The organism is Natrarchaeobaculum aegyptiacum (assembly GCF_002156705.1).
GTDB lineage: Archaea > Halobacteriota > Halobacteria > Halobacteriales > Natrialbaceae > Natrarchaeobaculum > Natrarchaeobaculum aegyptiacum.
In genome coordinates, this window is sequence record NZ_CP019893.1 from 1,120,410 (window position 1) to 1,146,020 (window position 25,611).

At 65.9% G+C, this 25,611-nt stretch carries 30 protein-coding genes and 1 pseudogene; 11 read left to right on the forward strand and 20 right to left on the reverse strand.

All coding sequences use genetic code 11. The features are described from left to right. Window positions 1–34: 34 nt before the first annotated feature. Together B1756_RS05620 and B1756_RS05625 are read right to left on the reverse strand one after the other, a co-directional pair. Window positions 35–493, reverse strand: coding sequence for an NOB1 family endonuclease (locus B1756_RS05620; protein ID WP_086887660.1), 459 nt, complete (start codon window positions 491–493; stop codon window positions 35–37). Between the two features lie 4 nt (window positions 494–497). Further along, window positions 498–743, reverse strand: a complete 246-nt coding sequence (locus B1756_RS05625) for a PRC-barrel domain-containing protein (RefSeq protein ID WP_086887661.1) — start codon at window positions 741–743, stop codon at window positions 498–500. 180 nt (window positions 744–923) lie between these two features. On the opposite strand from B1756_RS05625, the gene infB reads away from it, so the two are divergent. Next, on the forward strand, window positions 924–2,729 hold the full coding sequence (gene infB / locus B1756_RS05630; protein ID WP_086887662.1) for a translation initiation factor IF-2: 1,806 nt from the start codon (window positions 924–926) through the stop codon (window positions 2,727–2,729). Here infB and B1756_RS05635 read toward each other — a convergent pair whose 3' ends face one another. Both B1756_RS05635 and B1756_RS05640 read right to left on the reverse strand, forming a co-directional pair. Beyond that, window positions 2,730–2,936, reverse strand: a complete 207-nt coding sequence (locus B1756_RS05635; RefSeq protein WP_086887663.1) for an antitoxin VapB family protein — start codon at window positions 2,934–2,936, stop codon at window positions 2,730–2,732. Between the two features lie 47 nt (window positions 2,937–2,983). After that, window positions 2,984–3,364, reverse strand: a complete 381-nt coding sequence (locus B1756_RS05640) for a cyclophilin-like family protein (protein WP_086890059.1) — start codon at window positions 3,362–3,364, stop codon at window positions 2,984–2,986. Window positions 3,365–3,533: 169 nt separating this feature from the next. Here B1756_RS05640 and B1756_RS05645 point away from each other — a divergent pair, with 169 nt between their 5' ends. The 4 genes from B1756_RS05645 to B1756_RS05660 all read left to right on the forward strand — a co-directional run bounded on the left by B1756_RS05645 (window position 3,534) and on the right by B1756_RS05660 (window position 5,790). Continuing rightward, the gene (locus B1756_RS05645; protein WP_015319510.1) at window positions 3,534–3,728 is read left to right on the forward strand and encodes a cold-shock protein; all 195 of its coding nucleotides are present in this window, start codon (window positions 3,534–3,536) and stop codon (window positions 3,726–3,728) included. Between the two features lie 171 nt (window positions 3,729–3,899). Continuing rightward, window positions 3,900–5,072: a PQQ-binding-like beta-propeller repeat protein gene (locus tag B1756_RS05650; RefSeq protein ID WP_086887664.1), complete on the forward strand. Its 1,173-nt coding sequence runs from the start codon at window positions 3,900–3,902 to the stop codon at window positions 5,070–5,072. Window positions 5,073–5,162: 90 nt separating this feature from the next. Further along, window positions 5,163–5,405 carry a DUF8151 family protein gene (locus B1756_RS05655; protein ID WP_086887665.1) on the forward strand — a complete coding sequence of 81 codons (243 nt, stop codon included), beginning with the start codon at window positions 5,163–5,165 and terminating at the stop codon, window positions 5,403–5,405. Between the two features lie 199 nt (window positions 5,406–5,604). After that, window positions 5,605–5,790 (forward strand): hypothetical protein, encoded by a 186-nt coding sequence (locus tag B1756_RS05660; RefSeq protein ID WP_086887666.1) that lies wholly within the window; start codon window positions 5,605–5,607, stop codon window positions 5,788–5,790. 217 nt (window positions 5,791–6,007) lie between these two features. Here the strand turns inward: B1756_RS05660 and B1756_RS05665 are convergent, their stop codons facing one another. The 9 genes and pseudogenes from B1756_RS05665 to B1756_RS05705 form a co-directional block, all read right to left on the reverse strand. Then, window positions 6,008–6,490, reverse strand: coding sequence for a GNAT family N-acetyltransferase (locus B1756_RS05665; RefSeq protein ID WP_086890060.1), 483 nt, complete (start codon window positions 6,488–6,490; stop codon window positions 6,008–6,010). Between the two features lie 141 nt (window positions 6,491–6,631). Beyond that, window positions 6,632–6,751: pseudogene (locus tag B1756_RS20200) on the reverse strand (site-specific integrase); the annotation flags it as partial. A gap of 635 nt (window positions 6,752–7,386) precedes the next feature. Next, window positions 7,387–8,343 carry a class I SAM-dependent methyltransferase gene (locus B1756_RS05675; RefSeq protein ID WP_086887668.1) on the reverse strand — a complete coding sequence of 319 codons (957 nt, stop codon included), beginning with the start codon at window positions 8,341–8,343 and terminating at the stop codon, window positions 7,387–7,389. Next, entirely contained in the window at window positions 8,340–9,521 is a 1,182-nt protein-coding gene (locus tag B1756_RS05680) for a glycosyltransferase family 4 protein (RefSeq protein WP_086887669.1), read from the reverse strand. Before B1756_RS05680 ends, B1756_RS05675 begins: the two co-directional genes overlap by 4 nt. A 4-nt stretch (window positions 9,522–9,525) precedes the next feature. Then, window positions 9,526–9,930: a 6-pyruvoyl trahydropterin synthase family protein gene (locus B1756_RS05685; RefSeq protein ID WP_086887670.1), complete on the reverse strand. Its 405-nt coding sequence runs from the start codon at window positions 9,928–9,930 to the stop codon at window positions 9,526–9,528. An 82-nt stretch (window positions 9,931–10,012) separates the two neighbouring features. After that, a complete protein-coding gene (locus B1756_RS05690; protein WP_186336533.1) occupies window positions 10,013–11,065 on the reverse strand; it encodes a zinc-binding dehydrogenase in 1,053 nt (350 codons plus the stop codon). A 187-nt stretch (window positions 11,066–11,252) separates the two neighbouring features. After that, window positions 11,253–12,104: a CDP-alcohol phosphatidyltransferase family protein gene (locus B1756_RS19355; RefSeq protein ID WP_161493149.1), complete on the reverse strand. Its 852-nt coding sequence runs from the start codon at window positions 12,102–12,104 to the stop codon at window positions 11,253–11,255. After that, window positions 12,101–12,475 (reverse strand): DUF7475 family protein, encoded by a 375-nt coding sequence (locus B1756_RS05700; protein WP_086887672.1) that lies wholly within the window; start codon window positions 12,473–12,475, stop codon window positions 12,101–12,103. The genes B1756_RS19355 and B1756_RS05700 overlap by 4 nt, the downstream gene beginning before the upstream one ends. 107 nt (window positions 12,476–12,582) lie before the next feature. After that, window positions 12,583–13,449 carry an FkbM family methyltransferase gene (locus tag B1756_RS05705; protein WP_186336504.1) on the reverse strand — a complete coding sequence of 289 codons (867 nt, stop codon included), beginning with the start codon at window positions 13,447–13,449 and terminating at the stop codon, window positions 12,583–12,585. Window positions 13,450–13,531: 82 nt separating this feature from the next. Between B1756_RS05705 and B1756_RS05710 the strand changes: the two genes are divergently transcribed. After that, the gene (locus tag B1756_RS05710) at window positions 13,532–14,509 is read left to right on the forward strand and encodes a phosphotransferase family protein (RefSeq protein WP_086887673.1); all 978 of its coding nucleotides are present in this window, start codon (window positions 13,532–13,534) and stop codon (window positions 14,507–14,509) included. Between the two features lie 99 nt (window positions 14,510–14,608). On the opposite strand, the gene B1756_RS05715 is transcribed toward B1756_RS05710, so the two are convergent. From B1756_RS05715 to B1756_RS05730, 4 genes are all read right to left on the reverse strand, one after another. Then, window positions 14,609–14,875, reverse strand: coding sequence for a DUF7967 family protein (locus tag B1756_RS05715; protein WP_086887674.1), 267 nt, complete (start codon window positions 14,873–14,875; stop codon window positions 14,609–14,611). A 150-nt stretch (window positions 14,876–15,025) separates the two neighbouring features. Next, on the reverse strand, window positions 15,026–15,484 hold the full coding sequence (locus tag B1756_RS05720; protein WP_086887675.1) for a response regulator: 459 nt from the start codon (window positions 15,482–15,484) through the stop codon (window positions 15,026–15,028). A gap of 247 nt (window positions 15,485–15,731) precedes the next feature. Then, entirely contained in the window at window positions 15,732–16,037 is a 306-nt protein-coding gene (locus B1756_RS05725; RefSeq protein ID WP_086887676.1) for a thiamine-binding protein, read from the reverse strand. A gap of 140 nt (window positions 16,038–16,177) precedes the next feature. Continuing rightward, window positions 16,178–17,620: an ADP-dependent glucokinase/phosphofructokinase gene (locus B1756_RS05730; protein WP_086887677.1), complete on the reverse strand. Its 1,443-nt coding sequence runs from the start codon at window positions 17,618–17,620 to the stop codon at window positions 16,178–16,180. Between the two features lie 281 nt (window positions 17,621–17,901). On the opposite strand from B1756_RS05730, the gene B1756_RS05735 reads away from it, so the two are divergent. Beyond that, entirely contained in the window at window positions 17,902–18,912 is a 1,011-nt protein-coding gene (locus B1756_RS05735; protein WP_086887678.1) for a nucleotidyltransferase family protein, read from the forward strand. 11 nt (window positions 18,913–18,923) lie between these two features. Here the strand turns inward: B1756_RS05735 and B1756_RS05740 are convergent, their stop codons facing one another. The 3 genes from B1756_RS05740 to B1756_RS05750 form a co-directional block, all read right to left on the reverse strand. After that, window positions 18,924–19,820, reverse strand: coding sequence for a universal stress protein (locus tag B1756_RS05740; protein ID WP_086887679.1), 897 nt, complete (start codon window positions 19,818–19,820; stop codon window positions 18,924–18,926). A 99-nt stretch (window positions 19,821–19,919) separates the two neighbouring features. Next, window positions 19,920–21,164 (reverse strand): glycosyltransferase, encoded by a 1,245-nt coding sequence (locus B1756_RS05745; protein WP_086887680.1) that lies wholly within the window; start codon window positions 21,162–21,164, stop codon window positions 19,920–19,922. Window positions 21,165–21,249: 85 nt separating this feature from the next. Beyond that, entirely contained in the window at window positions 21,250–22,140 is an 891-nt protein-coding gene (locus tag B1756_RS05750) for a DMT family transporter (protein ID WP_161493150.1), read from the reverse strand. Between the two features lie 147 nt (window positions 22,141–22,287). Between B1756_RS05750 and B1756_RS05755 the strand changes: the two genes are divergently transcribed. The 4 genes from B1756_RS05755 (at window position 22,288) to B1756_RS05770 (ending at window position 25,407) form a co-directional block, all read left to right on the forward strand. Then, on the forward strand, window positions 22,288–22,677 hold the full coding sequence (locus tag B1756_RS05755) for an ArsR/SmtB family transcription factor (protein ID WP_086887682.1): 390 nt from the start codon (window positions 22,288–22,290) through the stop codon (window positions 22,675–22,677). Between the two features lie 114 nt (window positions 22,678–22,791). Further along, window positions 22,792–23,214, forward strand: coding sequence for a RidA family protein (locus B1756_RS05760; protein ID WP_228434486.1), 423 nt, complete (start codon window positions 22,792–22,794; stop codon window positions 23,212–23,214). A gap of 90 nt (window positions 23,215–23,304) precedes the next feature. Continuing rightward, a complete protein-coding gene (arsB, locus tag B1756_RS05765) occupies window positions 23,305–24,486 on the forward strand; it encodes an ACR3 family arsenite efflux transporter (RefSeq protein ID WP_086887684.1) in 1,182 nt (393 codons plus the stop codon). A 12-nt stretch (window positions 24,487–24,498) separates the two neighbouring features. After that, window positions 24,499–25,407, forward strand: a complete 909-nt coding sequence (locus tag B1756_RS05770) for a universal stress protein (protein ID WP_086887685.1) — start codon at window positions 24,499–24,501, stop codon at window positions 25,405–25,407. Window positions 25,408–25,611: the final 204 nt, after the last annotated feature.

The window sequence follows — 25,611 nt, forward strand, 5'->3', positions numbered from 1 at the left end:
GTGAGACACCCGGCAGCAACAGACGAGTGGCGCACTACTGTGGATTCTTCCGTGCCAGATCGCTCCCACAGATCGGGCAGCGATCCTTCTGCTCGTCGAACTCCCGGCCACAGCCCTGACACTGGTAGTGCCAGTGGCGCTGTTCGTCGATGCCTTCGCGGGCGATCACCTCCACCTCGACGTTCAGCTTCTCCGCGACGTTCTGCATCGCGTAGTCGTCCGTGACGAGCGTCGCGTCGAGTTCGAAACTGGCCGCGACGAGCCGAACGTCGGTGTCGGAGAGGACCTCGAGGTCGCCGGATTCCCGCGCCGCGCGGCGAACCTTCTCGGTGGTGTCCTCGTTGGGAATGTGGATGTGCATCCCGGAGCCTTCCATCGCGTCGAAGCGATAGGCGCTCTCGTCCTCGAGTTCCTCGCGGACGAGCGGGATGGTCGCTGTCTGTTCGGTCGTGTGAAAATCGTGAATAAAAGCCGACGAGTCGAGAACGTACATACCGTTAGCGTTTGACGACGATGTAGTCTTTCACCGCCTGAACGCGGTTGACGGGGACGCGAAAGCGACCCTCCTCGTCGACCTCGAAGTCGATCGAGTGGGCCGGCACGTCTTCGTCCGGGTCGACGATCAGGTCGTGGAGTCGCCCCGTGGTGAGGTCCATCGTGATGTTGTGGAGGCCGCCGAGCTCGGTGCCGTCCGAACCCATGACCGCCTTGTCCGAGAGGTTCTCCGCGAGTACGTTGCTCATGCTACCCCGTACTGACTAGTCGGTATTAAAAACCACGGGGCAGGCTCGAGCGAGACCCGGGAGCGACGCTGGAGTCGAAACGCGAGTGCGTTCGTCGACACTGCCGAAAGAGCCCGCATGACGATGGGTTTAACTACCGCCCGAGGGACGCACTAGGTAAGACCTTTTGGGTGGTTCATCATGTCGGACACTGATACGGATACGCGCGACCCCACGTCTCTCAGGACCCCGATCGTCGCCGTCCTCGGACACGTCGATCACGGTAAGACGAGTCTCCTCGACAAGATCCGCGGCTCCGCGGTCATCGAGGGTGAAGCAGGTGCGATTACCCAGCACATCGGCGCGACAGCCGTGCCGCTCGACGTCGTCTCCTCGATTGCCGGTGACCTCGTCAATCCGGACGACTTCGACCTCCCCGGCCTGCTGTTTATCGACACGCCGGGTCACCACTCCTTTACGACACTTCGCTCACGCGGGGGCGCGCTCGCCGACATCGCCATCCTCGTCGTCGACGTCAACGACGGCTTCCAGCCACAGACGCTCGAGGCCCTGGACATCCTCAAGCGCTCCCAGACGCCGTTTATCGTCGCGGCGAACAAGATCGACACCGTCCCCGGCTGGAACGCGAACGAGGATACGCCGATCAACGCGACCTACGAGTCCCAGACCGACCGCGTGACCTCCCGGCTCGACGAAAGTCTCTACAAGATCATCGGTAATCTCTCCGACGAGGGCTTCTCCGCCGACCTCTACTGGCGGGTGCAGAACTTCCAGCGCAACGTCGGCGTCGTGCCCGTTTCCGCGATGACCGGTGAGGGCGTCCCGGACCTCCTCGCCGTCATGATGGGACTCTCCCAGCGATACATGAAAGAGGAGATGGAGATCGACGTTCAGGGACCGGGCGTCGGCACCGTCCTCGAGGTCAAAGAGGAGAAAGGCTTCGGGACGACGGTCGACATCGTCCTCTACGACGGCACGATCCGCGCGGACGACACGATCGTCGTCGGCGGGCAGAACGACCCGATCGTCACCGACGTTCGCGCGTTGCTCCAGCCCCGCCCGCTCGCGGAAATCCGCACCGAAAGCCGGTTCGAACAGGTCGACGAGGTCGGTGCCGCCGCCGGGATCAAGGTCGCCGCACCCGACCTCGGAGACGCGATGGCCGGCGCGCCCGTCCGCGTCGTCCGGAACCGGGACGTAGAGACCGTCGAGACGGAGGTGCAGGCCGAACTCGCAGACATCGCCGTCGACACCGAAGAACAGGGCGTCGTCGTCAAGGCCGACACGCTCGGCAGTCTCGAGGCGATGGCCGACGCACTCGAGGAAGCGGAGGTACCGATCGTCCGCGCGGAAGTCGGCGACGTCGCCCCGCGTGACGTCTCGGTCGCCTCGACCGCCGAGGACCCGAAACAGCAGGTGATCCTCGGGTTCAACGTCGACGTACTCGACGACGCCGCCCACCGCGCGGAGGTCGACGACGTGACGATCTTCACCGACGCCGTCATCTACCAGGTGATCGAGGAGTACGAGGAGTTCGTCGAGGAGATCGAACGCGCCCAGCAGGACACCATCCTCGAGAACATCACCCGACCCGCCCGGTTCCGGATCCTCCCCGACCATACCTTCCGGCAGAACGACCCCGCGGTCGTCGGCGTCGAAGTCTACAGCGGCACCCTCCAGAACAACACGAACGTCGTCAAGTTCGAGGGCAACGAGCCAGACCGCGTCGGGCAGGTCAAGGGGATTCAGGACCAGGGCGAAGACGTCGACGAAGCGCGGGCCGGCGACCGCGTCTCCGTCGCCATCGACGGCCCGACAGTCGGTCGCCAGATCGAAGAAGACGACGTCCTCTGGACCGAACTCCCTGAAAAGCACGCCAAAATCTTAGAGCAGGAACTGACCGACGAGATCCCCGGCGACGAACTCGAGGCGCTGAACATGTATCTCGAGAAGTTGCGCAAGCGCGACCCGTTCTGGGGGAAGTAATCAGTTCTCGGGACGACCGTCCCGAAGCCCCGTGACGATCCGTTCGAGTTCTGCAGCGTCCGACTCCGAGAGCGTCCCGAACCCGTCACGCCAGTCCCGAGATGATTCGTCGCACAGTCTGTCGACGACGTCACTGACGGTCTCGTCGTTCCGTTTGCTGCGTCGCAGCCGTTCGTACACGTCGTCCTCGAGGTCGATCGACTCCATCGTCGAGCCAGTATGCAGGTCGATTTTACAACGATTTCGGTGCTCACCTAGTCGGACTCGAGGACCTCGAGTCGAACCCGCGCCCCACCCTCGAGATCCGCGAGCGGATCGGTGTCCACGAGTTCGGCCACTACGGTGACCGGTGCCGCAGCCCGTGGTTCGTCCCCGACGCTGGCCGGTGTGGGCCCCCAGAACAGGCAGAGTTTCTCACCGGCTGGCCAGTAGGCGATCGTCCCGTCGGGGACGACCTCGCGGGCGTTCTCCGGCGGTGCCTCGAGTGAGAGGTCGACGTAGAGTTCGTCGCCCCAGCGGATCGCCTCCTCGGCGACCGGGAGCGCGTCTGCGAGCGCAGCGCGGGTTTCCGGCGCGCCGTCTGTCCAGATGGCCTCGAGTTCGCGACCGTCGACGGTGACGCGAATAGCAGTCATACGAGGAAGCGCGGACTCGAGGTACTTCGCGCCGTCGACTCGGCACCCACTGATCACGGTTCTGACAGTCGATCAGTCGAGTGATAGCACCGACTCCGGCAGGGAACGAGTCACGAAGTGGACTCGAGCCGGAGCGTTTATACGTATCCGGAGGTTCTATTCAGAGGCAATGGCGAAAGGAACCGTTGATTTCTTCAACGACACTGGCGGCTACGGATTCATCGAGACTGAGGACGCGGACGAGGACGTCTTCTTCCACATGGAAGACATCGGCGGCCCGGACTTAGAAGAAGGACAGGAACTCGAGTTCGAGATCGAGCAGGCCCCCAAGGGCCCGCGCGCGACGAACGTCGAGCGCCTGTAACAGGAATTCGACACAGCGGTATCGGCTCTTGAGTGCAGTATTTTACATCCCCGAGCGACTGCGCTGGTCGGCGTCGTACAACCTGCTCGAGCGAAGGCAGCGGTGAGAGCCAGCGGAAGAGCTACGCCGAATCCACCCCCATTATACGGATTCACTGATTACGACCGAGCAGTGAGCGAGTTTACTCCGCACGCGGACCCGAGGTGGACCCAGTACGGCGGTGACGCCAGTCACTCCCACGTCCGGGTCGAACGCGAAGGGCCCCGCGAGATCGAGGCGTCGTGGACGGTCGACCTCGCCGGCCCCGTCGGGACCCCTGTCTGTGGCCGGAACACGGTCTACGTGGGGACGAGCCACGGGAATCTCTACGCGCTCGAGGCGGAGACGGGCCGAAGGCGGTTCACGATCGACACGACGCTCTCGACCGAGTGGGCACCGGTCTGGACCGACGAACGGCTGTACTTCGGGACCGCGGACGGGACGATTCACGCGGTCGATCCCGAGACGGGCGACTATCTGTGGGAGACGAAGCTTCCGGGCGAGCTGGCGGCCGCGCCGGCGTTCGCCGACGGTCTGCTGGTCGCCGGCCACGACGCCGGCATGTCGGCGCTCGAGCCCGCGACTGGCGAGGTCCTGTGGACCCACGAGACCGAAGGAGCAGTTGCGGGTGCGCCGGCCATCGCGGACCACCGCGAGTGGCCAGCCAGTCAGGTCTTCGTCGGTACGGACGAGGAGACGGTCCTCGCGCTCGAGGCCGAGACTGGCGAAGAGGCGTGGACGGTGCCGACCGGCGGCGTGATCGCGGGCGGGCCGACGGTGGTCGACGACCGGGTGTACGTCGCCGACGACGGCGGCACGCTGCTGGCGCTCGACGGCGAGACGGGCCAGTCGTGGTTCACGTACAGGAATCGGGAGGGCTTGACCTCGTCGGCGGCCGTCCTCGCAGGCGAGACGCTGTCGGTCGAGGAGGTGCCGACGGCCGACGCCGGCGACCTCGAGGAGGGGACCACCTTCGTCGGCGGTTCGGACGGCTACGTCCACGTCACGGATACGACGTTCGGTCGGCGGAAGGTCCGGGGGTGGCTGTTCTCGAAGAAGGGACTGGCCCTCGACGGAGAGGTCCACGCCACGCCGGTCGTCGTGGGCGGCGTCGTCTGCGTCGCGGACACGACGGGAGCGGTATACGGCATCGACGCCCACCGATACGATCACTGGTGGTACTACGCGACCGACGGCCCCGTCACGAACACGCCCGCAGTCGGCGATTCCCAGCTGTTCGTCCCCAGCGAGGACGACCGACTCCACTGTCTCGAGTGGACGCCCGGTGACCAGCCCGGGGTCTGAGACTCGAGGGAGAACGGTCGCGTCCGGAGGTGCACAGAACGCGATCCCTGGGGGACAGGTTTACAACGACGGACTGTCTCCGGATAGCTAATGCCGTCGGCGAACCCAGAACTCATCGCGGAATCGCTCGTCCTCGTCCTCTACACCCTCGTCGCAGCCGCGCTCACCATCGGCGGCGTCCTCGTGGAGTACACGAGTCTCCAGCACGTCGGCGCTGGCGACCTCACGGTGGGTCTCTGGCTCGCGGCCATCGGCGCGGTGATGCTCTATGCGGGCGTTTACGCCATCGGCTACCAGAAGCTGGTGAGCCGACTCGTCGCTTCCGGGCAGTAGTCGCCGGCCGACTGTCTCCGCGGCTCTGTTGAAATCCTCAAGTGATGATAGGTTTTGCGCGTCGTGCTGCATACAGAGCATGGATACAGCATCACAACCCTATTTATTTCACACCGAAAGAAGTGAACTACCCACTCACTATATGTGCGACTGACGGATTCCCGCAAGACATTTACTTCAATCTTATATCATTCGCTCTATGGCCTCTGACAAAATTCTTGTCGGTATTCTTGGTCTACAAATAGCCGTTATTGCCGGAACAGTGGCAATTATTCAGGAATTAGCCCCTGCAGCAGATGGTGAGATGGTTATGTTGATGTGGGGAAGTATTCTAATTACGCTTTCAGGGTTTTTGATAGGCCGAGTTGATAACTTCTTTGAGTAGGAAGGTAGTTTGCCTGCCTGACCGTTCACCACGTTCGTAGATCGGGCTGAACTGGTGCAACATTCGCGCCATCTATTCAGCACGCGTCGCTCGATCTATCTTGCAGTTGGCAGAAGAAGCGTGCAACATCCAGAGCGTGTATGCAGCACAGGTGGTTCGTTGCTTCTGACCTATCAGTGGTGAATCAACTGGTCGCTGAAGAGTGCGAATCGAGCAGTTAGGACAGTTGTTTCGTCAGTTCGATACTCGGTATCTCCGGTGTTTCGGGGCCACCTGCATCGATTTCACGCTGTTTTTCGTATCCGAGTGTTTCGTAGAAGCCAACAGCGTTTAGCGACGCAGGAACGATCAGCTCCTCTACGCCTTCCTGTCGAGCGAGTGTTTCGAGTTCTTCGACGATTGTGCGCCCGATTCCTTGTCCCGTGTAGTCGGGATCAACAAATGTTGCAGCCAGCACGTTCTCTTTGAGATGGATGCTTCCCCAGCCAACGGTCTCTCCATCCAACTCAGCAATAATTGGACGACACGAATCGTCGGTAAACTCATCCTCAGGAATTGCCTCAGCATCTGGCTCAGCGGGTGCCAGAAGCGCAAGCTGTTCGTCCGTATAGTACTCTTCTCCGTTCTCTCGGAGCGACGCTGATTGAATACGCGCCATTACTGCTGCGTCTTCAGGAGACGCCTCTCGAAGAGAGACCATTATGTGAATGAGAAAATAGCTAGAATAATAATTTTCCTTCGATTGAGCAATCCTTCGTCTGTACTGACCGTTCACCAAGTTCGTAAATCAAGCCGAAGACCGTGCGACACTCGCGCTCTCTATTCAGCACGTCTCTTTGAAACTATCGGCATACACGCACGGACGCGTGTACTGGTAGACGATCGTCCGGCCACGAGTTAGACTCAACCGATCGAGTTTCGTCGCAAACAGCAGCTTTCGGTCGTACTGATCAACGACGCCTCTAGGCCAGACCAATCTTACTCGAGCGTCGGTCATCGGTCTGAATCTGGTCGTGGTCGGCAATCTGTTCGAAGATCACGTCGGCACCCTCGAGCACCCAAAAAATAACTCAATCTGCCCTCAGGGTCCCCGAATCGAGCGGATCCCGGGGAAGGGACTCGAGCCGTCGTGATCTCGCGGCAGTTCGACGATTCTCGCGGCGAACACGACGTCACAGTCGGGGCAGGTGACCGTGCCGTCGGCTGGTGCTGTCGGAATATCGGTGCCACAGTCGCAGTGGATAGTCGCTGGTGCTGGCATGCGTCGTGATGATGGTCATCTCCGACGCAGCGAGTGCAAATCGAACTCGAGGCCCGGACGGTGGTGATCGGGCTCGAGGTGACGTCGGCAGGTCTTTATTTCGCCGGTGTCAATCGTGATTTGCTCCCGCCACGCGGGAGTCGTGTTGAGCTGGGGTGCCCGCCTCCAAGCAAAGCACCCCGGCTCTGCGCACTTTCGTGCGCGTTTACTCGTTCGAAACCAACTGTAAAATACGTTAGGATACTAATCAGTCGAACCTCGCGTTCCTGCCAGAGGTCATACGACACGTACCGCGTTACCCACTCGTACCACCTTCCTGGTCTGACACCGCACGATCACTCGCCACTCGAGTCTCGTCTCGCGAGGACGTCCACGTGCCGGACGAACGCCGTCAGTTCACCGGCCTCGAGTTCGCGCTCCCGCCGGTCGCGCCACCGCTGGCGGGTCCGTTGTTCGACCGTCGACACAGGAACGTCAGCGAGCGCGTCGTCGATCGTCTCGAGCAGGTGGCCGAGGACGACCCGTTCGGCCGATGCGACCGTAGACGAGCGCTCGTGGGGCCGCAGGACCCAGTCCGACCCACCGACTGCGAGCACGCAGAACGGCTGGTCGTCGCGCTCGAGAGACCCCACGAGTCGCCTGCCGGCGCGGCTGCCCCCCGGCTCGTCGCGAATCTCGTCCATGTGGCGGTGGTAGAGCCGCTCGAGGCGGTCGTCGAGCGGGTCCACCGGTGCGAAGCCGGTCGCGCCGTCGTAGGTCAGCGGCGCGTAGCAGAGGCCACCCGGTTGCAGGGCCGACGCGAGCCACGGGAGCGCCCGCTCGAGGTCCACGAGGTCGAAAACTGCCGAGACGATGACGGCGTCGGCCCCGGTCCCGTCGGTCGAGACGGTGAAGGCGTCGCCGACCTCGAGGATCACCTCGAGTTCCAGTCCGGGGGCCGAACCCGACGCCACAGATTGGGGGCGCGAGCGCGCCACCAGTCCGGTCGGCGTTCGCTCGACGGTACAGCCAGCCGCCTCGAGCCAGTCGGGGAGCACCTCTCGCGCCCGGTCGACGAGGGCCGCCTCGCGGTCGATCAGTCGGTACCGGACCGAACCAGCGAGGACGTTCCGCTCGACGAGGCGGGCGATCATCGTTCCGATTCCACCACCGACCTCGACGATCCGAAGGGGCTCGTCGTCCCCCGCCGAGTGCGCTGCCAGCGCCGCCGCGAACTGCTCGAAGACGCGGTCGTCGAGGGCACGGTCGTCGACCGGCCGTCTGGCCTCGAGGTACGCCCCGAAGGTACTCACAGGCGATCACCGCCGGACGTGTGCCGCTCGAGGCCGCCGCCGGATGATCCACGCTCGAGCCGTCCGTCCTTCGGCGTTCCGGACGCCCGATTCCGCTGGCTCCGAGTCACCTGCTGCTCGAGAAACTGCCGAACGGTCCCCATCGTCTCCTCCCACGTCGGGTGGCACGCCGCCGTCTCGAGGGCGGTCGCGCCCAGCGCCGCGAGGCGGTCGCGATCACTCGCCAGCCGCTCGACGATGGCGGTGATTGCGCCCGGCGTGCCCGGTTCGACGAGGTAGCCGTTCCGCCCGTGGTCGACGAACTCGCGCGCCCCGCCGACCGCGCTCGCGATCGGGACGACGCCGTACTCCATCGCCTCGAGATACGCCATCCCGAACCCCTCGTAGGTCGCGGGAACGGCGAGGACGTGCTGGCACTCGAGGATCGACGCGAGCCTCGCGTCGCTCACCTCGCCGGCGAACGTGACGCGGTCGTCCAGCCCGGCCTCGGCGACCGTCGCGGACACCGACTCCGCGTGTCCGGAATCGGCCTCGAGGCATCCGACGACGGTGAGTTCCCACGCGCAAGCCGCCCGGTCGAGGCCCTCGAGCAGCGTCGGGAGCCCCTTTCGCGGGATCACGTTCCCGAGGAAAGCCACCCGGAGCGGTCCGGCCGTCCGGGCACGCGCCTCGACCTGCTCGACGCCGAGTGCGACCCCCTCGACGCGTCCAGCGGGCGGTGCCACGAGCGTCGGCACGTCGGCGAGTTTCGCAACCCGATCGCGCGTATCACGGCTCGTACAGACTGCGGCGTCGACGCACCGGAGATAGCGACGCTCGACCGCGGCTTCCACGAGTCGTCGCGGATCGAGCCGGTGGCGGGACCGACTCGATGGGCCGGACCGCAGCAAGTGCACGAGCGAGACGATTGCTCCGGGACGCTCGAGCCGACCGGTATGGTGCCACAGCGACGGGTGACAGAGTTCGTCCTGCAGCAGCACGTCGAACGGGCGGTCGAGCCGTTCCCGGACCGACTGTGAGCCCCCATCGAGCAGGTGCCGTCCGTACGACCGCCAGGGTAACGCGACGACCTCCACGTCGTCACCCTGTCGCTCGAGGTGGGCGACCAGCCGCCTGTCGTAGCGAAAGCCACCGGAGATTTCCTCGAGGCCGCCGTAGACGACGAGTCCGACGTGCACGATCTCAGTCCGAGAGCGCCTCTTCGGTCAACTCTCGTTCGTAGCTTACCCGTGCGACGTCGTCTTCGTCGATGGCGACCCGGAGCGTCCGGACCCGATCGGACGATATTCGTGGGTCCGCCGCCAGCGAGTCGGCGACGACGCGGGCGAAGTGCTCGACGCTCGGATTCAGCCCGTCGAAGGCTGGGTGGTCGTTGAGCGTCTGGTCCCGGAACTCCTCGGCCACGTCGTCGACGGCGGCCGTCAGATGGTCGATGTCGACGACGTAGCCGTAGGCGTCGAGGTCCGGCGAGCCGACGGTCACCTCGAGCGTGTAGTGGTGGGAGTGACGGTCGCCTTCGGGGCCGGGGTCGGGCACCGTGAGGGAGTGCTGGGCGACGAACGACCGTGAGACCGACACGGTGTACATGCCCCTAGATACAGGCGAGTCGTCCATAAACGGTCCCCTCGCTCTCAGGAGTTCGATCTCGGTCTCGGTTTCGATTTCGCTCTCACGAACTCTCTATCCCGCTACTCCCATCGTACGTTACCAACACCTGCAGCGTCTCTTCCGGACGCTCCTCGAGCAAGCGGTAGGCCTCGCCAGCGGACTCGACCGGAACGCGGTGGGTGACCAGCGGCTCCAGATCTAGCCGCTTCAGCCAGTTCCAGGCGATCTCGTGGCGGCGCTCGCGGTCGTATCGACCTCGGTGTCGGGGGGCGATCGTGCTCACCTGGCTCGAGCGCACGTCGATCCGGTCGCGGTGGAAGCGTCCGCCGAGGTCGACCGAGACGGGGGTGCGGCCGTACCACGAGCCGACGATCACCCGGCCGTCGTAGCCCGTCGCCGCGATCGCGTCGTCGAGGGCGTCGGGACAGCCCGTCAGTTCGTAGGTCAGGTCCGCCCGTTCGTCACCGGTCGACGTGAGAACCGCCGCCGGGTCCTCGGCTGGCGGGATCGCCCGGTCGGCCCCGAGCCGTTCGGAGAGGCGACGACGCTTCGCGTGCAGGTCGACGGTCACGAGCGAATCCAGCGGCGTCTGTGCGAGTATCCCCGTGGTCAACAGCCCGACGACGCCCTGGCCGAGGACGACCGCCCGCTCTCCCAGCAGCGGTTCGCCGTCGAGGACGAACGTGACGGCCGACTCCACGTTGGCGAACAGGGCCGCGGTCTCCGTCGAGACGGTCTCGGGCACCGGGACGAGGTCGGCCGGGTCGGCGAGGAAGTGACTCTCGTGGGGATTGTACGCGAAGACCCGCCGGTCCAGCCACGACGCGGAGACCTCCGCGCCGACGGCCCGGACGCGACCGACGACGGCGTAACCGTAGGAAAGTGGGTACGACAGGTCTCCCTCGAGCGCGTCGATCGACTCGTCTGCCGGCAGCTCCGTCGGGGCCTCGTCGCGATAGAGAAGTCCCTCGGTGCCGGCGCTGATGGCCGAGACGGCGGCCTCGACGAGGACCTCGCCGGGACCGGGTTCGGGGACGGGGCCGCGCTCGACCACGGCGGTTCGTGGCCCGGTGAACGTGACCGTCCGCTGCTGTGGCTCGGCTTCCTCGTCGATGGCCGTCTCGGGGGCCGTTCGGTCGGAACTGTTCACGCGAATGACTCGTCCACCCGGGACCACTTGGCTATTGTGCGGAGTCTCCCCAGACGCGACGGATATCGTGCGAGTTGCACCTGACGCGACACGGCTATCGTATGAACACCCAGACGCGACTCCCGTGGGACGCCCCAGACACGACTCGAGTTCACCGCGACACGCGCGTCGTGACCACGAGCCAGTCCCACAGGAAATTCGCCAGAAACGGGACCGCGACGGCCGTGGTGAGCAAGACCGACTGCTCAGCGGTCGTGATCGGTGCGAGCGCGAGCCAGATCCCGAGGAGGACGGCCGCCGACACTCCAGCCCGGACCCGACTCGAGGGCAGGTCGCGAACCGGACGCCCCTGTCGCCGTCGCCACCACAGGCTCCCGGCGTAGAGGTACCGGGCGGCCCCGACCGCGAGGACGGCGATCGATGCTGCTCCCAGCGCGACCACGGCGACGGTCCCCACGAGCGTCGTGAGTGCGTCGAGTTCGGTGTCGAGGCGCGCACCGAGGTCGGTTTCCGTGCTCGCTCGCCGTGCGACCGTCCCGTCGACGCCGTCGAGGAGCCCCGCCGCGGCGAAGAGCGCGGCAGGAAGCCACCCCAGGGGCGCCGTTCCCGTGGCTACGCCGCCCCCCATGAGCATCTCGACGCCACTTCCCGGAGCAGTGGCGATACTCCCCAGTACCCCGACGAAACACGCGAGGATCGCTCCCCGTGCCAGCGTGATCCACGAGGCGATCGTGAGCGGTTCGGAGGCTCCCCCGCGAGCCGTCCGCTCGATGGTGACCCCCGCGACGATCACCACGACGGCGACTGCGAAGCCGATCCAGCCGGCGAACGTGACCGTTCGAGCGGGCCGCCAGCCGATGGTGACCCCGCCAGCGACGAGTGCCGTGAGCACGACGAGCACCGTCGCTGCCTCGAGCCAGCGACCGACCCAGGCGTCGATCCCGGATTCGGCCAGCCAGCGTCGCCCTTCGACGTCGTCGGCGGACCGCTCGTCAGGAGTCACGGGGTACGGACCAGCAGAATTGCAAGCACGACGATCAGCGCGATCTGTACGACCTTGTCGACGGCCTCGAGCGGACCGACGTCGCCGACGCCCGCCGGCTGAGCGATCACGAGCCAGGCGACGATCTGGGAACCGACGAACGGAATTCCGAGCGCGTAAAGCAGCCGGCGACGGACCTCGAGGGCGAAGAGCACGAGCGCGCCGGCGACGCCGAGCCCCGCGAGGACGAACGCCACGGCGATCGGGTCCGGGAGGAACGCGAGCCCGAGCACCACGTGGATACTCCCGGTGACCACGGCGAGACCCACGGCGACCCACTCGAGGCCCGACGCAGTTCCGGTCCTGGTCGAGACGCGTTCCCTGAGTCCCATCGGCAACGCGTTCGACGGCGTCCCAGAAGCCTCTTCGGGTCGTTCGCACGGCTCGTTGGTGTCGTGACGGTTCCTCGGTGCTCGTGACGGCTCGTCGTCACCGTCGACTACGTGATGGCCGACGTCGACGTGGGCTCGGCGATCCAGAAGTCATCCTGTACGGCAATTTCGTAGCCTGCGTCCGTCAGCAGTTCCCGACAGACGTCCGGCTCGGCCCCGTCGAGGCCGTCGCTGTGAGGCTCCAGCAGGATCGTCGGCCGGTGGCGCTCGAGGGTGTCCCGACCACCCCGGAGAACGGACGCAGCCTCGCCCTCGACGTCGATCTTGATCACGTCCGGTGGAGCCGCCTCGGCGATGAGGTCGTCGAGTCGTTCGACGGGGACCGGCTCTACCGCCGCCACGTCGGCTTCCCAGCGGGTCGCACTCGCCCGGTCGAAGCCCGAGAGCTCCGTGTACGTCGAGACGCAGAAGTCACGCTCGCCCGACTCGGCGCCGAGGCCACAGCGTCGAACCGCGATCCGATCGCCGAAGCCGTTCGCGCGGACGTTCGCCGAAAGCTGGTCGGCGACCACCGGTGCAGGTTCGACCGCGACGACGTGCCGATCCGGCTCACCGGCGGCGAGTGCGAGCGCGTAGACGCCGACGTTCGCGCCGACGTCGTAGACGACGCTCTCGGGACCGCAACGCGCCTCGAGTGCGGCGAGCATCTCGTCGCGTCCGTGGCGGTTGTAGAGTTCGTAACTGCGGACGGTCCCGCCGCGGGTCTGCTGGCGGGTCGCGAGCAGCTCCCGGTCGTAGTTCAGGTGGACCAGCCGGTAGTAGTTCCCGAGGGCCAGCCGTCGCAGCCGGACGTACAGGGCCCGGCGCACTGACGCGACCGACACGGCAGGGACGACGACAGCGTCCGGGTTGAGTGTTCCGCCGTTTACCAGTCTGGTCAGCCGGCCCGGCCAGCCAACTCGCTCACCAGTCATTGACACCCGCCTCGGACTCCCTTCCACAGACGAGGACACCGGTCCCAACGATTAGGGCCGACTACGTCGACCATCGACACGAATGCGGACGAGCGACGCCGTCGATCACCTCCCCGAACACGTTCGTCGACTCGTGGCCGAGGTCCTCGAGACGTCCATCAACTCGTGGTGCCGGCCGACCACGGGGTCGGTGTCGGAGACCTACCTGCTCGAACTCGCGGGCGAACCGTCCCACGTCGTCTGTAAACTCGACGGGGCGAGCGTCTGGACGGGCGCGGTCGTCGAACCGGCCATTCGCCGACTCGTCGCCGAGGGGACGACGCTGCCGGTTCCCGCGGTTCTGGCGTCGGGACGATTCGCTCCACGTAACACCGATGGAGAGCTGGGGAGCCCAGCCGAGACGACCTCCCAGCGCTCCTGGGCGCTCTACGAGTTTGCCGCGGGAGAGACTCCGTCGGCGGAACGGGAGTTGCTGAGTCAGTCGACCCGGCGACGACTCGTCGCCGACGCCGGATCGACTCTCGGGCAGTTGCACGCCTGGTCGAGGGCCGAACTCGAGTTCGATCGAACCGGCGGGCTCGAGCGAGCCCCGGACCATCCAACGGGACTTCGCGTCTGCGACCCGACGCCACCGTCGGCCGTCGACGCGCTCGTCCCCGTCGTTCGAACGCTGTCGGGCCGCTCTGGGGGGCAGCCGGTGCTCTGTCATGGCGACTACCAGCCCGACAACCTTCTGGTCGACCCCGACGGGTCGGTCACGGCGGTCCTCGACTGGGGGAACGCCCACGTCGCCCCCGCGGAGTACGCCGTGGCTCGAGCCGAAGTGCGGTTCGTCGAGAGCGATCGCTCGCGCTCCGCGGACGAGCGCTCGCAACTCCGCGAGACGTTTCGCGAGGCCTACCGGGAAGAGACGCGACTCGAACCCGGATACGCAGACCGGGCGCCGCTGTACAGGGGGCTGTGGCTCGTGCAGTCGGGACTCAACCTCGCGACCGTCGCCCGGACGGCGCGTGGCAGGACGCAACTCCGCCGTCAGTTGTCGACGTGGTGGGGGTCGTGACACACGAGACGGCGGTGAGGCCTGCGAGGGGCACGTCGGTACAGCGTCGAAGTTCGACCGACCTACGTTTCAGGCCGGTCTTCCCGTCGAACGTGGCCGTTACACCGGGTCGTCGGGGTTGTGCTCGTTGGCCATTCGCTCGACTTCGGTGGCGTATCGTTCTCGCAGGTCCGGGTCGTCGACGGTCCCGAGGTCGGTCGGCGAGACTTCCTTGGCGGCGCGCACGGTGTCGAGCGCCTGCGATGCGACCTCGCGACGGAACACCCGCTCCCCGTCGGGCGTCGCGTACTCGAGAACGATGAGATCCCGGTTCGTGTACCCGCGCTCGACGAGCCATACACGTACGTCGTCCGATTCCGATGCCATGGCCTCACACACGGACTGCTCGAGGGTAGTGTTTGGGCCGGACGCTCGCTTTGAACCCCGGGTGGACCGTCCGACTGTGCCCCGTCGGTGACCCGACGGTCACTGTGACGTCGTTCGATTCGCCCTCGAAACGGCTGCTCTCCACCGGATTCAATCGTCCTGTGGCGAATTCTGGACGATCGCGAACCACAACCCCTCGATCTCCAGGACGAACTCGAGGAAATCCTCCGGTTCGACCGGCTTCTGGACGTAGTGATCCGCCTCGAGTCCCTGTGACTCGACGACGTCTTTGCCCAGCTCCGAACTCAGTAGCACCACCACGGGAATCTCACGGAGGGCTGGTTCGTCGTTCAGTTCGGCAAGGACGTCCATTCCGTCCGTCCCGGGTAATTTCAGCTCGAGCAGGATGAGGTCGGGCCGTGGCTGGTCTGCGTGCTCACCGCGCTGGTGGACGAAATCGAGGGCGTCAGTACCGTTCGAGATGGTATACAGGGTGTTCTTGAGTTTCGCCTCGGTGAACGATTCCGTGAAGAGACGAGTATCGCCCGGATTCGGTTCGATCAGTAAAATGTTGGCCCGCGTTCCCTCCTGCTCGTCGTCTGGAGCCATTACGAGAAGTAACCTGTGAGCGTATTTAACGGTGCGGGCGCTCGAACCGGTAAGACGACTCGCTGTCGCCTCGCGTTCGCACTCGCTGGCCGTCTCGTCGAGCGTCAGGGAGACGGCCCGTACAGTTACCTTCGGGGCTGATCCGGTGAGCAATCCCGCTGGCAAATCTCTCCGGCAGAGTCGTCGATCGGGTCGGTCGGTACGGAACTGCGAGGGAAGTGCCCCTGCCTTTCGGGTGAGGAAGCCGTCACCCGTGTGCAGAACGCCCGAGTTCGTCTTCGACCGCCGCTACTCGATCCGTCGACTGCTGTTCCCGCCCCGGCTGGTGGTCGATCTCCAGAGACGTGATGACGCGGTCCTGATCGATGGCGTCGTGGGCTGGCGCTGCGGCCGCGAAGATCTCGTCTGCGTCGTCGGCTTCGATGACCGTATCCATCGGCGTGAGTTCGTAGGAGACGTCGAACTCGTCGAGTTCCTCGAGGGCGGCGGCGATCTGTTCTGACATTCGGTCGTCCGTCACCGGGATGATCTCGAATCTGGCGATTGCTGTCATTGTAACCCTCCGTCTGGGAACGGCGCCGCTCGCAGTTCCGGACTCCGTACGTCGACCGCCGTGAAAGGTATTCGTGCGGCAGTTGCCGCCCCCGTGGAGTCGGCTCGCCACTGGGGCCCCGCCTGGAGCGCTTCGGAATCTTACGGCTCGTCTTCGTCGCCTCGCACGGTATCACTCTCGCCGTCTCCGTCGTCTTCGGTCGGCCCGCCAGCGATGGCGAGTTCGAGGACGAAACTCGAGGCCGAGACGATGTCGCCGATGCCGACCGTGCCGGCGGGGTCGTCGACGACCCGGTTGGGACGGGCGACGACCGTCGGCGTGGTGAGCGTGCCGTCGTCGGCGTCCGCCCCGAGGTGGTCGGCGAGGCGGTCGATCGCGTCTCGGCCGTCCGCGGAGGGCTCGTAGGCCAGCCCCGTCTCGAGGTCCTCGGGTGCGGTAATTTCACCTCGAGCGGCCTTGGTCGCGGCGGCGACGGCGGCGAACGAGAGGCCGCGTCCGACGGCGTCCGGCGACAGGTACGAGTCCATCACTGCGAGGTGGTACTCCATGGCGTGCAACCGGATACAGTCGACGCCGAGGTCCTCCCGGAGCGCCTCGAGCATCCGGTAGTGGGCCAGAATTTCGCGTGGCTCGAACGGCGACGCGTTCGTCGGCACCTCTCCGATGCCTTCGAGGTCCACGTCGAGGTCGGCGTCGCCGAACAGGATCGCGAGTTCGTGGGCGTCGATGCCGACGACGTTGGCTTCCGGGAGGATCCACTCGGCGATGCTGGCCCTGAGTTCCTCGTCGTGGGTCGTGACGTACTCGACGTGGACCTCGAGGTCACCGCCGGACCGGAGTCGCCGGAGGACGTCTCGGGCGTGGCGGTGTGTCGGGCCATAGCCCGCCTCGACGTGGTCGGGGGTGAGGTTGTGGTAGCCCGCGAGCAACGCCCCGTCGACGGCGTCGCCGATCTGGTCGATGGCCTCGTCGAGCTGGCCGGCGTGCAGGTCGAACGCCGGCGGCCGCGAGGCGGCGATAAAGCGCGTGTTGCCGGTCGCCTGGACGCCGAACAGTTCGTCACCCTCGCGGAACTCGAACACCCAGTTGATCTTCGTACGCTCCGCGTCGACGGCGTCTGCGAGCGGGACGGGTCGAACCTGTCCGTCCTCTACCCGGGGGTACTGCACTGCATCCGGGTCGTCGAACTGCGAGAACTGGCGCTCGGAGAGCAGGTAGGTGTAGGTGATCGGTGACGCACCGAGCGCGGAGACGAGGTTGGTCATGATCCCTGCCTGCCCCCCCATCTGCTGGGCGTCGGCCTCGAGGGCTGCCTCGAGCGTGGCTGCGAGGTCGTCGGTCATCGCGGCCTCGTCCCCTCGCCCTGCGGCCATCGCGTGGGTGATCGCTCCTGCGAGGTCTCGCCTGGAGGCCAGCGGTGTCACCGGCGGATCGGTTCCCGGTTCGTCGGGATGCTCGAGGAACGCCTCGAGGTCGCTATCCACCCGGACGATCGCGTCCACGTTCGCGTTGTACGCGAGGAAGACCGAGACGTCCGTGAGTGCCCCGATTGCCTCCTCGAGTTGGACACCTGCAGGTTCCATGGTACCCGTCTCCCAGATCCAGCGGGTTAAAACCGACCAGCGAGGTGCCCGGCGCTCAAGCGGTGCGCTGGCGATGACGTCCAACAATCCGTGTGAAAGGTTTACCACGGTGCTCGTTGGAGCCGACGCCGGGTCTTTTGAGAGATGTACCTGAGTCCCGACAGCACGCCACCCGCGCGGCGGACGCCGTTCCGTCTGCGGGATTCGCGGGGGGCGGAACGACGCGAACGGTCGAATCGGCACCACAGCGGGAGACGGCGACCGGACAGGGAGGCGAGCGGATGAAAGCCGTCGTTCTGGCCGGTGGGTTCGCCACGCGGCTCTGGCCGATCACGCGCCACCGGCCGAAGATGTTCCTTCCGCTCGGCGAGACCACCGTCATCGATCGCCTCCTCGAGGATCTCGAGCGCGACGACCGGATCGAGGAGGTGTTCGTCAGCACGAACGAACGGTTCGCCCCCGACTTCGAGGCCCACGTGGTTGACGGGCCCTACGACAAGCCCCGACTGTCGGTCGAGCAAGCCCGCGCGGAAGACGAGAAGTTCGGCGTCGTCAGCGCGCTCGCCCAGTTGATCGACCGTGAAGGCGTCGACGACGACCTGCTCGTGATCGCCGGCGACAACGTCTTCGACTTCATGATCGAGACCTTCGTCGACCACTTCGAGCGCCACGAGGCCCCGACGATCGCGGCCTACGACGTCGGGTCACGCGACCGGGCGACTGGCTACGGCGTGCTCGAACTCGAGGGCAATCGCGTGGTCGACTTTCGTGAGAAACCCGACGACCCACCGGGGACGATGGTCTCGGTCGCCTGTTACGCGTTTCCCCGGGAGACGCTCTCGCTGTTCGAGACCTACCTCGAGGCGGACAACGATCCGGACGAACCCGGCTGGTTCGTCCAGTGGCTGCAGTCTCGCGAGCCGACCTACGCGTTCACGTTCGAGGGCACCTGGTTCGACGTCGGCACCCCCGAGAGCTACCTCGACGCGGTCGCCTGGCACCTCGGCGGTGACACACTCGTCGCCGAGTCGGCGACCCTCGAGAACGCGACCGTCGGCGAGAACGTCCACGTGATGGAGAACGCGAGGGTCGTCGACGCGACGCTCGAGCAGACGGTCGTCTTCCCGGACGTCGACCTCGAGTCGGCCACCGCTCGGCGGACGATCCTCGACGAGGGGGCCTCGGTCGCCGGAATCGATCTCGAGGGCGCGACGATCGGTGCCTACACGACGATTCCGGGGCGTCCGGCGGGGGCTGAGTCGGAGTCGGAGCCGACGTCTGGGTCGGAGTAACCGATCGATCCTCACGGGGCGTCGGCGCTCACCGGCACGCAAAACACCGGGACCGTGGCCTGCCGGACGACGTTCTCGGTGACGCTCCCGAGGAACCACTGGCCGACACCTGTCTGGCCGTGCGTTCCCATCACGATCAGGTCGACGTCCTCGTCGCTCGCGTGCTCGAGGATCGCGTCCGTCGCCGAGCCGGTCGTGACCGTTCCCGAGACGCTGACGTCTGCAGCCGCCGCTCGTTCGAGAATCGCGTCGACCGCCGCTTCCGAGCGCTGCTCGAGCGCCGCGAGTGCGTCGTCCGGACTCGTTACCTGGGCGATGGGGCCTGCGTCGACGGCCGAGAACGCGTGCAGCGTCGACTCGAGCGACCTCGCGAGGGCAACCCCCCACTGGGTTGCGATCGCTGCGCCCTCGCTCCCGTCAGTCGGCAAGAGGAGCCGATCGAAGGAGACGTCCGCGGCCGACTCGACGTCGGCGTTGGGCGGTACGGCGAGGACTGGCACGTGTGCCGTCCGGAGGACGTTCTCGGTGACGCTCCCGAGGAGGACCTTCCCGAGTCCCGTCCGCCCCGTCGTTCCCATGGTGATGACGTCGATTTCGCGTCGATAGGCGTACTCCCGGATGGTCTGGAACGGCGTGCCCCGTTTGACGACGGTCGTGACCGTGACGTCGTCGTGGTCGCTGACGAGTTCTTCGATCGCCTCGACCGCCTCGGTGGCGTCTTCCTCGAGTGCCGCGACGACGTCGTCGTCGAAATTCCGCAACCAGTCGGGGTCGTCGACGACCGCGAGGGCGTGGATCTGAACGTCGGCGTCGATCCGAGACGCGAGCGCCACGGCACAGTTCGCCCCGGCGAGGGCCCCGTCGCTGCCGTCGGTCGGGATCAGTATCGAGTCGATAGGCCGGCTCATGGGGTAGCGGTGATTCACCACCCCGGTGGATAACTGTGTGGGGGGTTGCCAGCCCGTCTCACCTACACAGGCTACACGCCAACCCCACCCGGCCACGACTCACGGCTCGCGATCGAGGACCGCTGTGAAGATTTCGAGCAGTTCCTCGAGCTGTCTGGGAAGCAGGAACTGCTCTCTGACGTGTTCTCGTGCGTTCTCGCCGAACTCTGCCCGTCGCTCGTCGTCTGCGACCAGCGCGACGACGCGGTCCCCGGCGGCGTCGGTGTCGTCGGGATCGACCAGATAGCCGGTTCGCCCGTCGTCGATCTGCAGCGGGATACCGCCGACGGTCGACCCGACGACCGGCGTACGCTTCCAGAGCGCTTCCGAGACGACCAGCCCAAATCCCTCGCGCAACGATTTCTGCATCACGACGTCCGATTCCCGTTGCAAGACGTTCACTGCCGTGTCCGAGCGGTCGGTGAGCACGTGCACGTTCGGGTCGTCCATCGCTTCCCTCGCGACGCGTTCGTACACCTCGAGTCCCTCCGGGTCGTCGCCGGCCATCCCGCCGACGAGCGCCAGCTGGAGGTCCGGACGTTCTTCTTTGGCGTGGCGATACGCCTCGAGCGTTCCGAACTGGTCTTTCCACGGATCGAACCGCGAGATCTGGGTGAGAACCGGCGCGTCGAACGAGAGCGGATCCAGTCGGTCCCGCTCGGCGGCGATCGTCTCCGGCGCGAGTGACCGGTTCTTCTCGGTGAGTGGGTCGATCGACGGATAGACGACGCTCGTCGACGGCACGTCGATCCGGTCTTCGAACGCCGACCGGCTGACGATCCCGTGATCGACGCGCCGTGTGTAGCCGGTGACGAACTCGAGGGACGCCGGTTCGGGCTCCGTGAGGTCGATGTGACACCGCCAGACGACTGGCGCATCCGGCAACCGCTCGTCGAGCCGATCGAGCATGCCGAGTGGCTGGGGATCGTGGATCACGACGAGGTCGTACTCGCCGTCGATCTCGGCGCCGTTCTCGTCGGTCACCGCCCGGTAGGTCGTTTTCATCGCTTCGGTCAGGGGCTGTCCGCTCCCCTGGAGCCCGTTGTGGATCGCCTTGGTCACCTCGAAGAAGTCGTCGTCGGCGTCCATGACGAGCCAGTCGGTGTCGATACCGAGATCCGTGCTGAGTGGCACGATCGACCGGAGCAGTTCTGCGACGCCGCCGCCGGCCGCCGTCGAGTTCACGTGGAGAATCCGGACGTCCTCCAGCGCGTCCGCGAGCGAATGCAGTCGCTCGAGGCGGCCTGTAGGCGTCACGCGGTCGTACGCCGCGATCGATCGGTCCGGGAGTGATGGCTCGTGCATCGTCCGTCCGGGTCCCTACCACGATGCCAGTGGTATCTTTGTGGGGTGCTTTCAACTGCCGCCTCGGGTGACGAATGCGAGCCGCTCAGCCGGCGACAGTCACCAGGATAGCCCCGGCGACGATCACCGTCGCGGCTCCGACCAGCCGTAGCGTCACGCGCTCGAGTCGTCGCAGGAAAATCGCCGACAGGACGATCACGATCAACGGGCTCGTCTGCATGATCGGGACGACGATGCTGACGCGCGAGATCTCGAGTCCGGTATAGTATGCAAGCAAGAACCCCGTGTTGGCCAGCCCGGCCAGCACGTACCAGTGGAAGTGAGGTGTCTGCAGCGTCCTCACCGTCGGCAGCTGATTTCGCCACCGGAGAAAGACGGCGTAGGCGACGAACGCCGTGACCGTCTTGATCGCGAGGCCCACGAACACGTCGGTCCCCTCCTCGAGCCCGACCGTAGCGAAGATCGGCTCGAGGCCGAAGAAGAACGCCGCTGCGAGAGGGAGCGCCAGCGCACTACGGGGAACGTGCGTCCCGCTGGCTCTGGCCGATAGCGACCCTTCCCACGAAACGAGCGCGATTCCAACCACGATCAGCAAGACGCCCGCCAGCTGTGGTCCCGAGACGTGCTCACCGAGGACGATGGCGGCAAGCACTGTCGCGTGTAACGGCATCGAGGCCTTGATCGGCTCGGCCCGGCTCGCACCGACGCGCTTGATTCCGGAGTAAAACAGGAGCCGACCGAGAATCGTTCCGACGACACCAGCCGCGGTGAACGCCAGAACTGCGGTCGGAGTGACCGTGAGACTGTCCGCGAGCACCGGGACGACCGGGACGAGCACTACGACGTTGACCAGCATGACGACGAACAGCACGTCGGTGGTCGCCCCCTCCCTCGTCGCCAGACGGATCGAAAGCGACTGACACGCCAGTCCGAACGCCGCCAGCACCGCCAACACTACGCCCGCTAGGAGCAACATGCCACTGCCGAGACGATGACTCATCAAGTAATTCTCGAAACCGGACAGCTACTCGTTCGTCTGTCGGGTAGGACAGTTCTGCTACAGTGACCGGTACCTGATTCTTTTACCGACAACGGTATTTGAACGCCTGCACAACTGTTCGGCATGTCCGAGACGAGCGACCGACTCCGTCGGTACCTGGCGGACGAACTCGGTGAGTGCCGTTCCGAAGACCTCGAGCGTCGCCGCGACGAACTCGATTCCCTCGAGGCGGGACTCGAAGCGGACGTCGTCTCGAAGGACGTCCAGACGCTTTCTGCGCTCGGGACTGAGACGCGATATCGGCTGGTGCGGCTGCTCGTCGAGGCCGACGAGGAACTGTGTGTCTGCGAGATCGTCCCCCTGATGGACGTCAGCGACAGCGCGGTGAGCCACGCGCTCTCGACGCTGGTCGACGCAGGACTCGTCCGAAAACGCAAGGACGGCCGCTGGCGGAAGTATCGCGCGACGGGTCGTGCACACGCGCTGCTCACGGTGCTCGACGGGGCGCGTTGACCGGAGTATCGGGCACCATATCCACCGGACCTGCCACGGTTGGCCGTCGCTCGGCCGGCGCGCGGGTGCGAAGAGATGGATAGGCTTTTGCCTGAACAGATGTTCAAACAACCCATGGCTAAAGATGTCGGGCGCACTTCGGCCGAAGTCACGAGGTTGAGCAGCGAGAGCAGACGTCAGCGCGAGGGATCGAGCAACGTCGGCGCGTTCGGCAGCCGAACGGGCGACTCGGATCTCGTCTTCCTCGAAGGAATCCTCCCCGAGTCGAACGGGACGATGATGAGCGATCGTTCAATCGACGAGCAGACGGTTCACTGTTTCGACAGGCTCGAGGAGATCCTCGCTGCGCGGGGACTGGACCGCTCGAGCGTGGTGAAGGTGACGGTTCAGGTGACCGACCCGGTGGACCTTTCCGCCGTGAACGACGTCTACCGGGAGCGATTCGACGGCGCGTATCCGCCGCGAACGACGGTCGGCGTCTCGTGGCTCCCGGGCGATGCCGGCGTCCAGTTCGACGTGATCGCTGCAGCGGAGTAACTGACTGACACTCGCCATGACCGCTGACACATTCCCGGACGGTCCTCGACGTATCGTGAGCCAGCCGCTCCCTCGAGACGGTGATCGCTGATGGGGGGACTCGAGCACGACCACGGTCCCGACTGTGGCTGTCCGGACTGTGGCGACCCGCGATCGATGGACTTCCTAGACAAGTACCTGACCGTCTGGATCTTCCTCGCGATGGGGGTCGGCGTCGGTCTCGGCACCGTTGCTCCCGGTATCGTCGAGCCGATCCAGCGGTACCACCTCGTCGAGATCGGGCTGATCGCGATGATGTACCCGCCGCTGGCGAAGGTCAACTACGGACAACTGCCGCGGGTGTTCCGCGCCTGGCGCGTCCTCAGCCTGAGCCTGATCCAGAACTGGCTGATCGGACCGACGCTGATGTTCGCCCTCGCAGTAGTCTTCTTCAGCGGGCTCGTCCCACCGTTTCCGGCCCATCCCGAGTACTTCCTCGGGCTGATCTTCATCGGGATGGCTCGCTGTATCGCGATGGTGCTCGTCTGGAACGACCTCGCCGACGGCTCCTCGGAGTACGCCGCCGGACTGGTCGCGTTCAACAGCGTCTTCCAGATCGTCACCTACGGGGTGTACGTCTGGTTCTTCGCGCTGTTCTTGCCCCCGCTGCTGGGGATGGACGCGCTGGTCGCTGGCATCGGCGCGTTCGAGATCACCGTCGGGCAGGTGTTCTGGGCGATCGCTATCTTCCTCGGCATCCCCTTCGCCGGCGGCATCCTCACCCGCCTCGGCGGCGTCCGCGCGAAAGGCGAGGAGTGGTACGAAGAGCAGTTCGTCCCTCGTATCAGCCCCGTCACGCTGCTCGCCCTCCTCTTTACGGTGATCGTGATGTTCGCCACGCAGGGCGAGGCCATCCTCGCCCAGCCGACCGACGTGCTCTGGATCGCCGTCCCGCTGACGATCTACTTCGTCGTGATGTTCCTCGTCAGCTTCGCGATGGGGCGGGCGGTTGGTGCGGACTACTCGACGACGACCGCCATCGGCTTCACCGCCGCCTCGAACAACTTCGAACTCGCCATCGCCGTCGCGGTCGCCGTCTTCGGCGTCGGCTCCGGCGTCGCCTTCGCCACCGTCGTCGGCCCACTCATCGAAGTCCCGGTCCTGCTCGCACTGGTCAACGTGGCTATCTACTTCCAGCAGCAATTCGACTGGACTGGCTTCGACACCGACCAGCTCGAGTCGACCACCGCCCCTGCCGACGAATCGACCACGACCGACCTGAACGACGACTGATACCACCACACCATGACACTCGAGTTCGAGACACTGCTGATACCAACCGACGGAAGCGAGCGGGCCGAAGACGCTGCCAGACGGGGGTTCGACCTCGTGGCGGCCCTCGAGGCCGACGTCGCCGTCTGCTCGGTCGCGGACAGTTCGATCGCCACCGGAACGGGCTACTCGGGCGACTCCGAGTCGATCCGAACACGACTCCGTGGACGCGCCACCGACCGGGCCACGCGCCTCCGCGACGAGGCCGACGACCGCGGGCTCGAGGCCGAGGCCGTCGTCCGTGAGGGGATTCCGGCGACCGAGATCCTCGACGTCGCCGACGAACTGGGCGTCGACGGGATCGTGATCGGGACCAGCGGTCGCGGCGGCGTCGCCCGCGCCCTGATCGGCAGCGTCGCCGACCGGGTCCTCCGGCGGGCCGACGTCCCCGTCGTCACGATCACGGCCGACGCTGCGACCCACTCGCCGGCCGAGACCGGATTCGAGGACATCCTCCTGCCGACCGACGGCAGCGACGCCGCCACCGCGGCCCACGACGCCGCGTTCACGCTCGCCTCCCGTCTCGAGGCAACGCTCCACGCGCTCGCGGTCGTCGATAGCCGGGTGACGGCGACGCTCGAGGCTATCACCGACGAGGACCCCGAGCGAGCGCTCCGGGACCGTGCCGACGCGACCCTCGAGTCCGTCGCGAGCGACGCCCGTGGCCGGGGACTCGAGGTCCTCACGGCGACCGAGACCGGTCGTCCTGCGTCGGCGATCTGCGAGTACGCGAGCGACGAGGCCGTCGACCTGATCGTGATGGGAACTGCCGGCCGCGGTGGTGTCGAACGAGCGCTGGTCGGCAGCGTCGCAGACCGGGTCGTCAGGACGGCACCGGTTCCCGTCGTGACGGTCCGCCCCGCAGCTGGTGCCAGTGAGTGACGAGACGGGGACACGGATGTGGGCACGGAACGGCGTCGACGGGGTCTGATCTCTGACCCGCTCGCGTGAGCGCCGGTATCGACTGGCGGTTCGACAGGTCCGTACTCCTCGTCAGAGTCACTCGAGGCGCGGGGCGGCCCTTCGAACCATCCGACAGCCTTCGTCGCCGCCACACATCGTTGGCATCGGGTTTTTCACGGTCGG

What these genes read in the sequence shown, in the direction of transcription:
- B1756_RS05620 (WP_086887660.1), bottom strand. Translation starts at nt 493, where the DNA reads ATGTACGTTCTCGACTCGTCGGCTTTTATTCACGATTTTCACACGACC.
- B1756_RS05625 (WP_086887661.1), bottom strand. Translation starts at nt 743, where the DNA reads ATGAGCAACGTACTCGCGGAGAACCTCTCGGACAAGGCGGTCATGGGT.
- infB (WP_086887662.1), top strand. Translation starts at nt 924, where the DNA reads ATGTCGGACACTGATACGGATACGCGCGACCCCACGTCTCTCAGGACC.
- B1756_RS05635 (WP_086887663.1), bottom strand. Translation starts at nt 2,936, where the DNA reads ATGGAGTCGATCGACCTCGAGGACGACGTGTACGAACGGCTGCGACGC.
- B1756_RS05640 (WP_086890059.1), bottom strand. Translation starts at nt 3,364, where the DNA reads ATGACTGCTATTCGCGTCACCGTCGACGGTCGCGAACTCGAGGCCATC.
- B1756_RS05645 (WP_015319510.1), top strand. Translation starts at nt 3,534, where the DNA reads ATGGCGAAAGGAACCGTTGATTTCTTCAACGACACTGGCGGCTACGGA.
- B1756_RS05655 (WP_086887665.1), top strand. Translation starts at nt 5,163, where the DNA reads ATGCCGTCGGCGAACCCAGAACTCATCGCGGAATCGCTCGTCCTCGTC.
- B1756_RS05660 (WP_086887666.1), top strand. Translation starts at nt 5,605, where the DNA reads ATGGCCTCTGACAAAATTCTTGTCGGTATTCTTGGTCTACAAATAGCC.
- B1756_RS05665 (WP_086890060.1), bottom strand. Translation starts at nt 6,490, where the DNA reads ATGGTCTCTCTTCGAGAGGCGTCTCCTGAAGACGCAGCAGTAATGGCG.
- B1756_RS05685 (WP_086887670.1), bottom strand. Translation starts at nt 9,930, where the DNA reads ATGTACACCGTGTCGGTCTCACGGTCGTTCGTCGCCCAGCACTCCCTC.
- B1756_RS05700 (WP_086887672.1), bottom strand. Translation starts at nt 12,475, where the DNA reads ATGGGACTCAGGGAACGCGTCTCGACCAGGACCGGAACTGCGTCGGGC.
- B1756_RS05705 (WP_186336504.1), bottom strand. Translation starts at nt 13,449, where the DNA reads ATGACTGGTGAGCGAGTTGGCTGGCCGGGCCGGCTGACCAGACTGGTA.
- B1756_RS05710 (WP_086887673.1), top strand. Translation starts at nt 13,532, where the DNA reads ATGCGGACGAGCGACGCCGTCGATCACCTCCCCGAACACGTTCGTCGA.
- B1756_RS05715 (WP_086887674.1), bottom strand. Translation starts at nt 14,875, where the DNA reads ATGGCATCGGAATCGGACGACGTACGTGTATGGCTCGTCGAGCGCGGG.
- B1756_RS05720 (WP_086887675.1), bottom strand. Translation starts at nt 15,484, where the DNA reads ATGGCTCCAGACGACGAGCAGGAGGGAACGCGGGCCAACATTTTACTG.
- B1756_RS05725 (WP_086887676.1), bottom strand. Translation starts at nt 16,037, where the DNA reads ATGACAGCAATCGCCAGATTCGAGATCATCCCGGTGACGGACGACCGA.
- B1756_RS05730 (WP_086887677.1), bottom strand. Translation starts at nt 17,620, where the DNA reads ATGGAACCTGCAGGTGTCCAACTCGAGGAGGCAATCGGGGCACTCACG.
- B1756_RS05735 (WP_086887678.1), top strand. Translation starts at nt 17,902, where the DNA reads ATGAAAGCCGTCGTTCTGGCCGGTGGGTTCGCCACGCGGCTCTGGCCG.
- B1756_RS05740 (WP_086887679.1), bottom strand. Translation starts at nt 19,820, where the DNA reads ATGAGCCGGCCTATCGACTCGATACTGATCCCGACCGACGGCAGCGAC.
- B1756_RS05745 (WP_086887680.1), bottom strand. Translation starts at nt 21,164, where the DNA reads ATGCACGAGCCATCACTCCCGGACCGATCGATCGCGGCGTACGACCGC.
- B1756_RS05750 (WP_161493150.1), bottom strand. Translation starts at nt 22,140, where the DNA reads ATGTTGCTCCTAGCGGGCGTAGTGTTGGCGGTGCTGGCGGCGTTCGGA.
- B1756_RS05755 (WP_086887682.1), top strand. Translation starts at nt 22,288, where the DNA reads ATGTCCGAGACGAGCGACCGACTCCGTCGGTACCTGGCGGACGAACTC.
- B1756_RS05760 (WP_228434486.1), top strand. Translation starts at nt 22,792, where the DNA reads ATGGCTAAAGATGTCGGGCGCACTTCGGCCGAAGTCACGAGGTTGAGC.
- arsB (WP_086887684.1), top strand. Translation starts at nt 23,305, where the DNA reads ATGGGGGGACTCGAGCACGACCACGGTCCCGACTGTGGCTGTCCGGAC.
- B1756_RS05770 (WP_086887685.1), top strand. Translation starts at nt 24,499, where the DNA reads ATGACACTCGAGTTCGAGACACTGCTGATACCAACCGACGGAAGCGAG.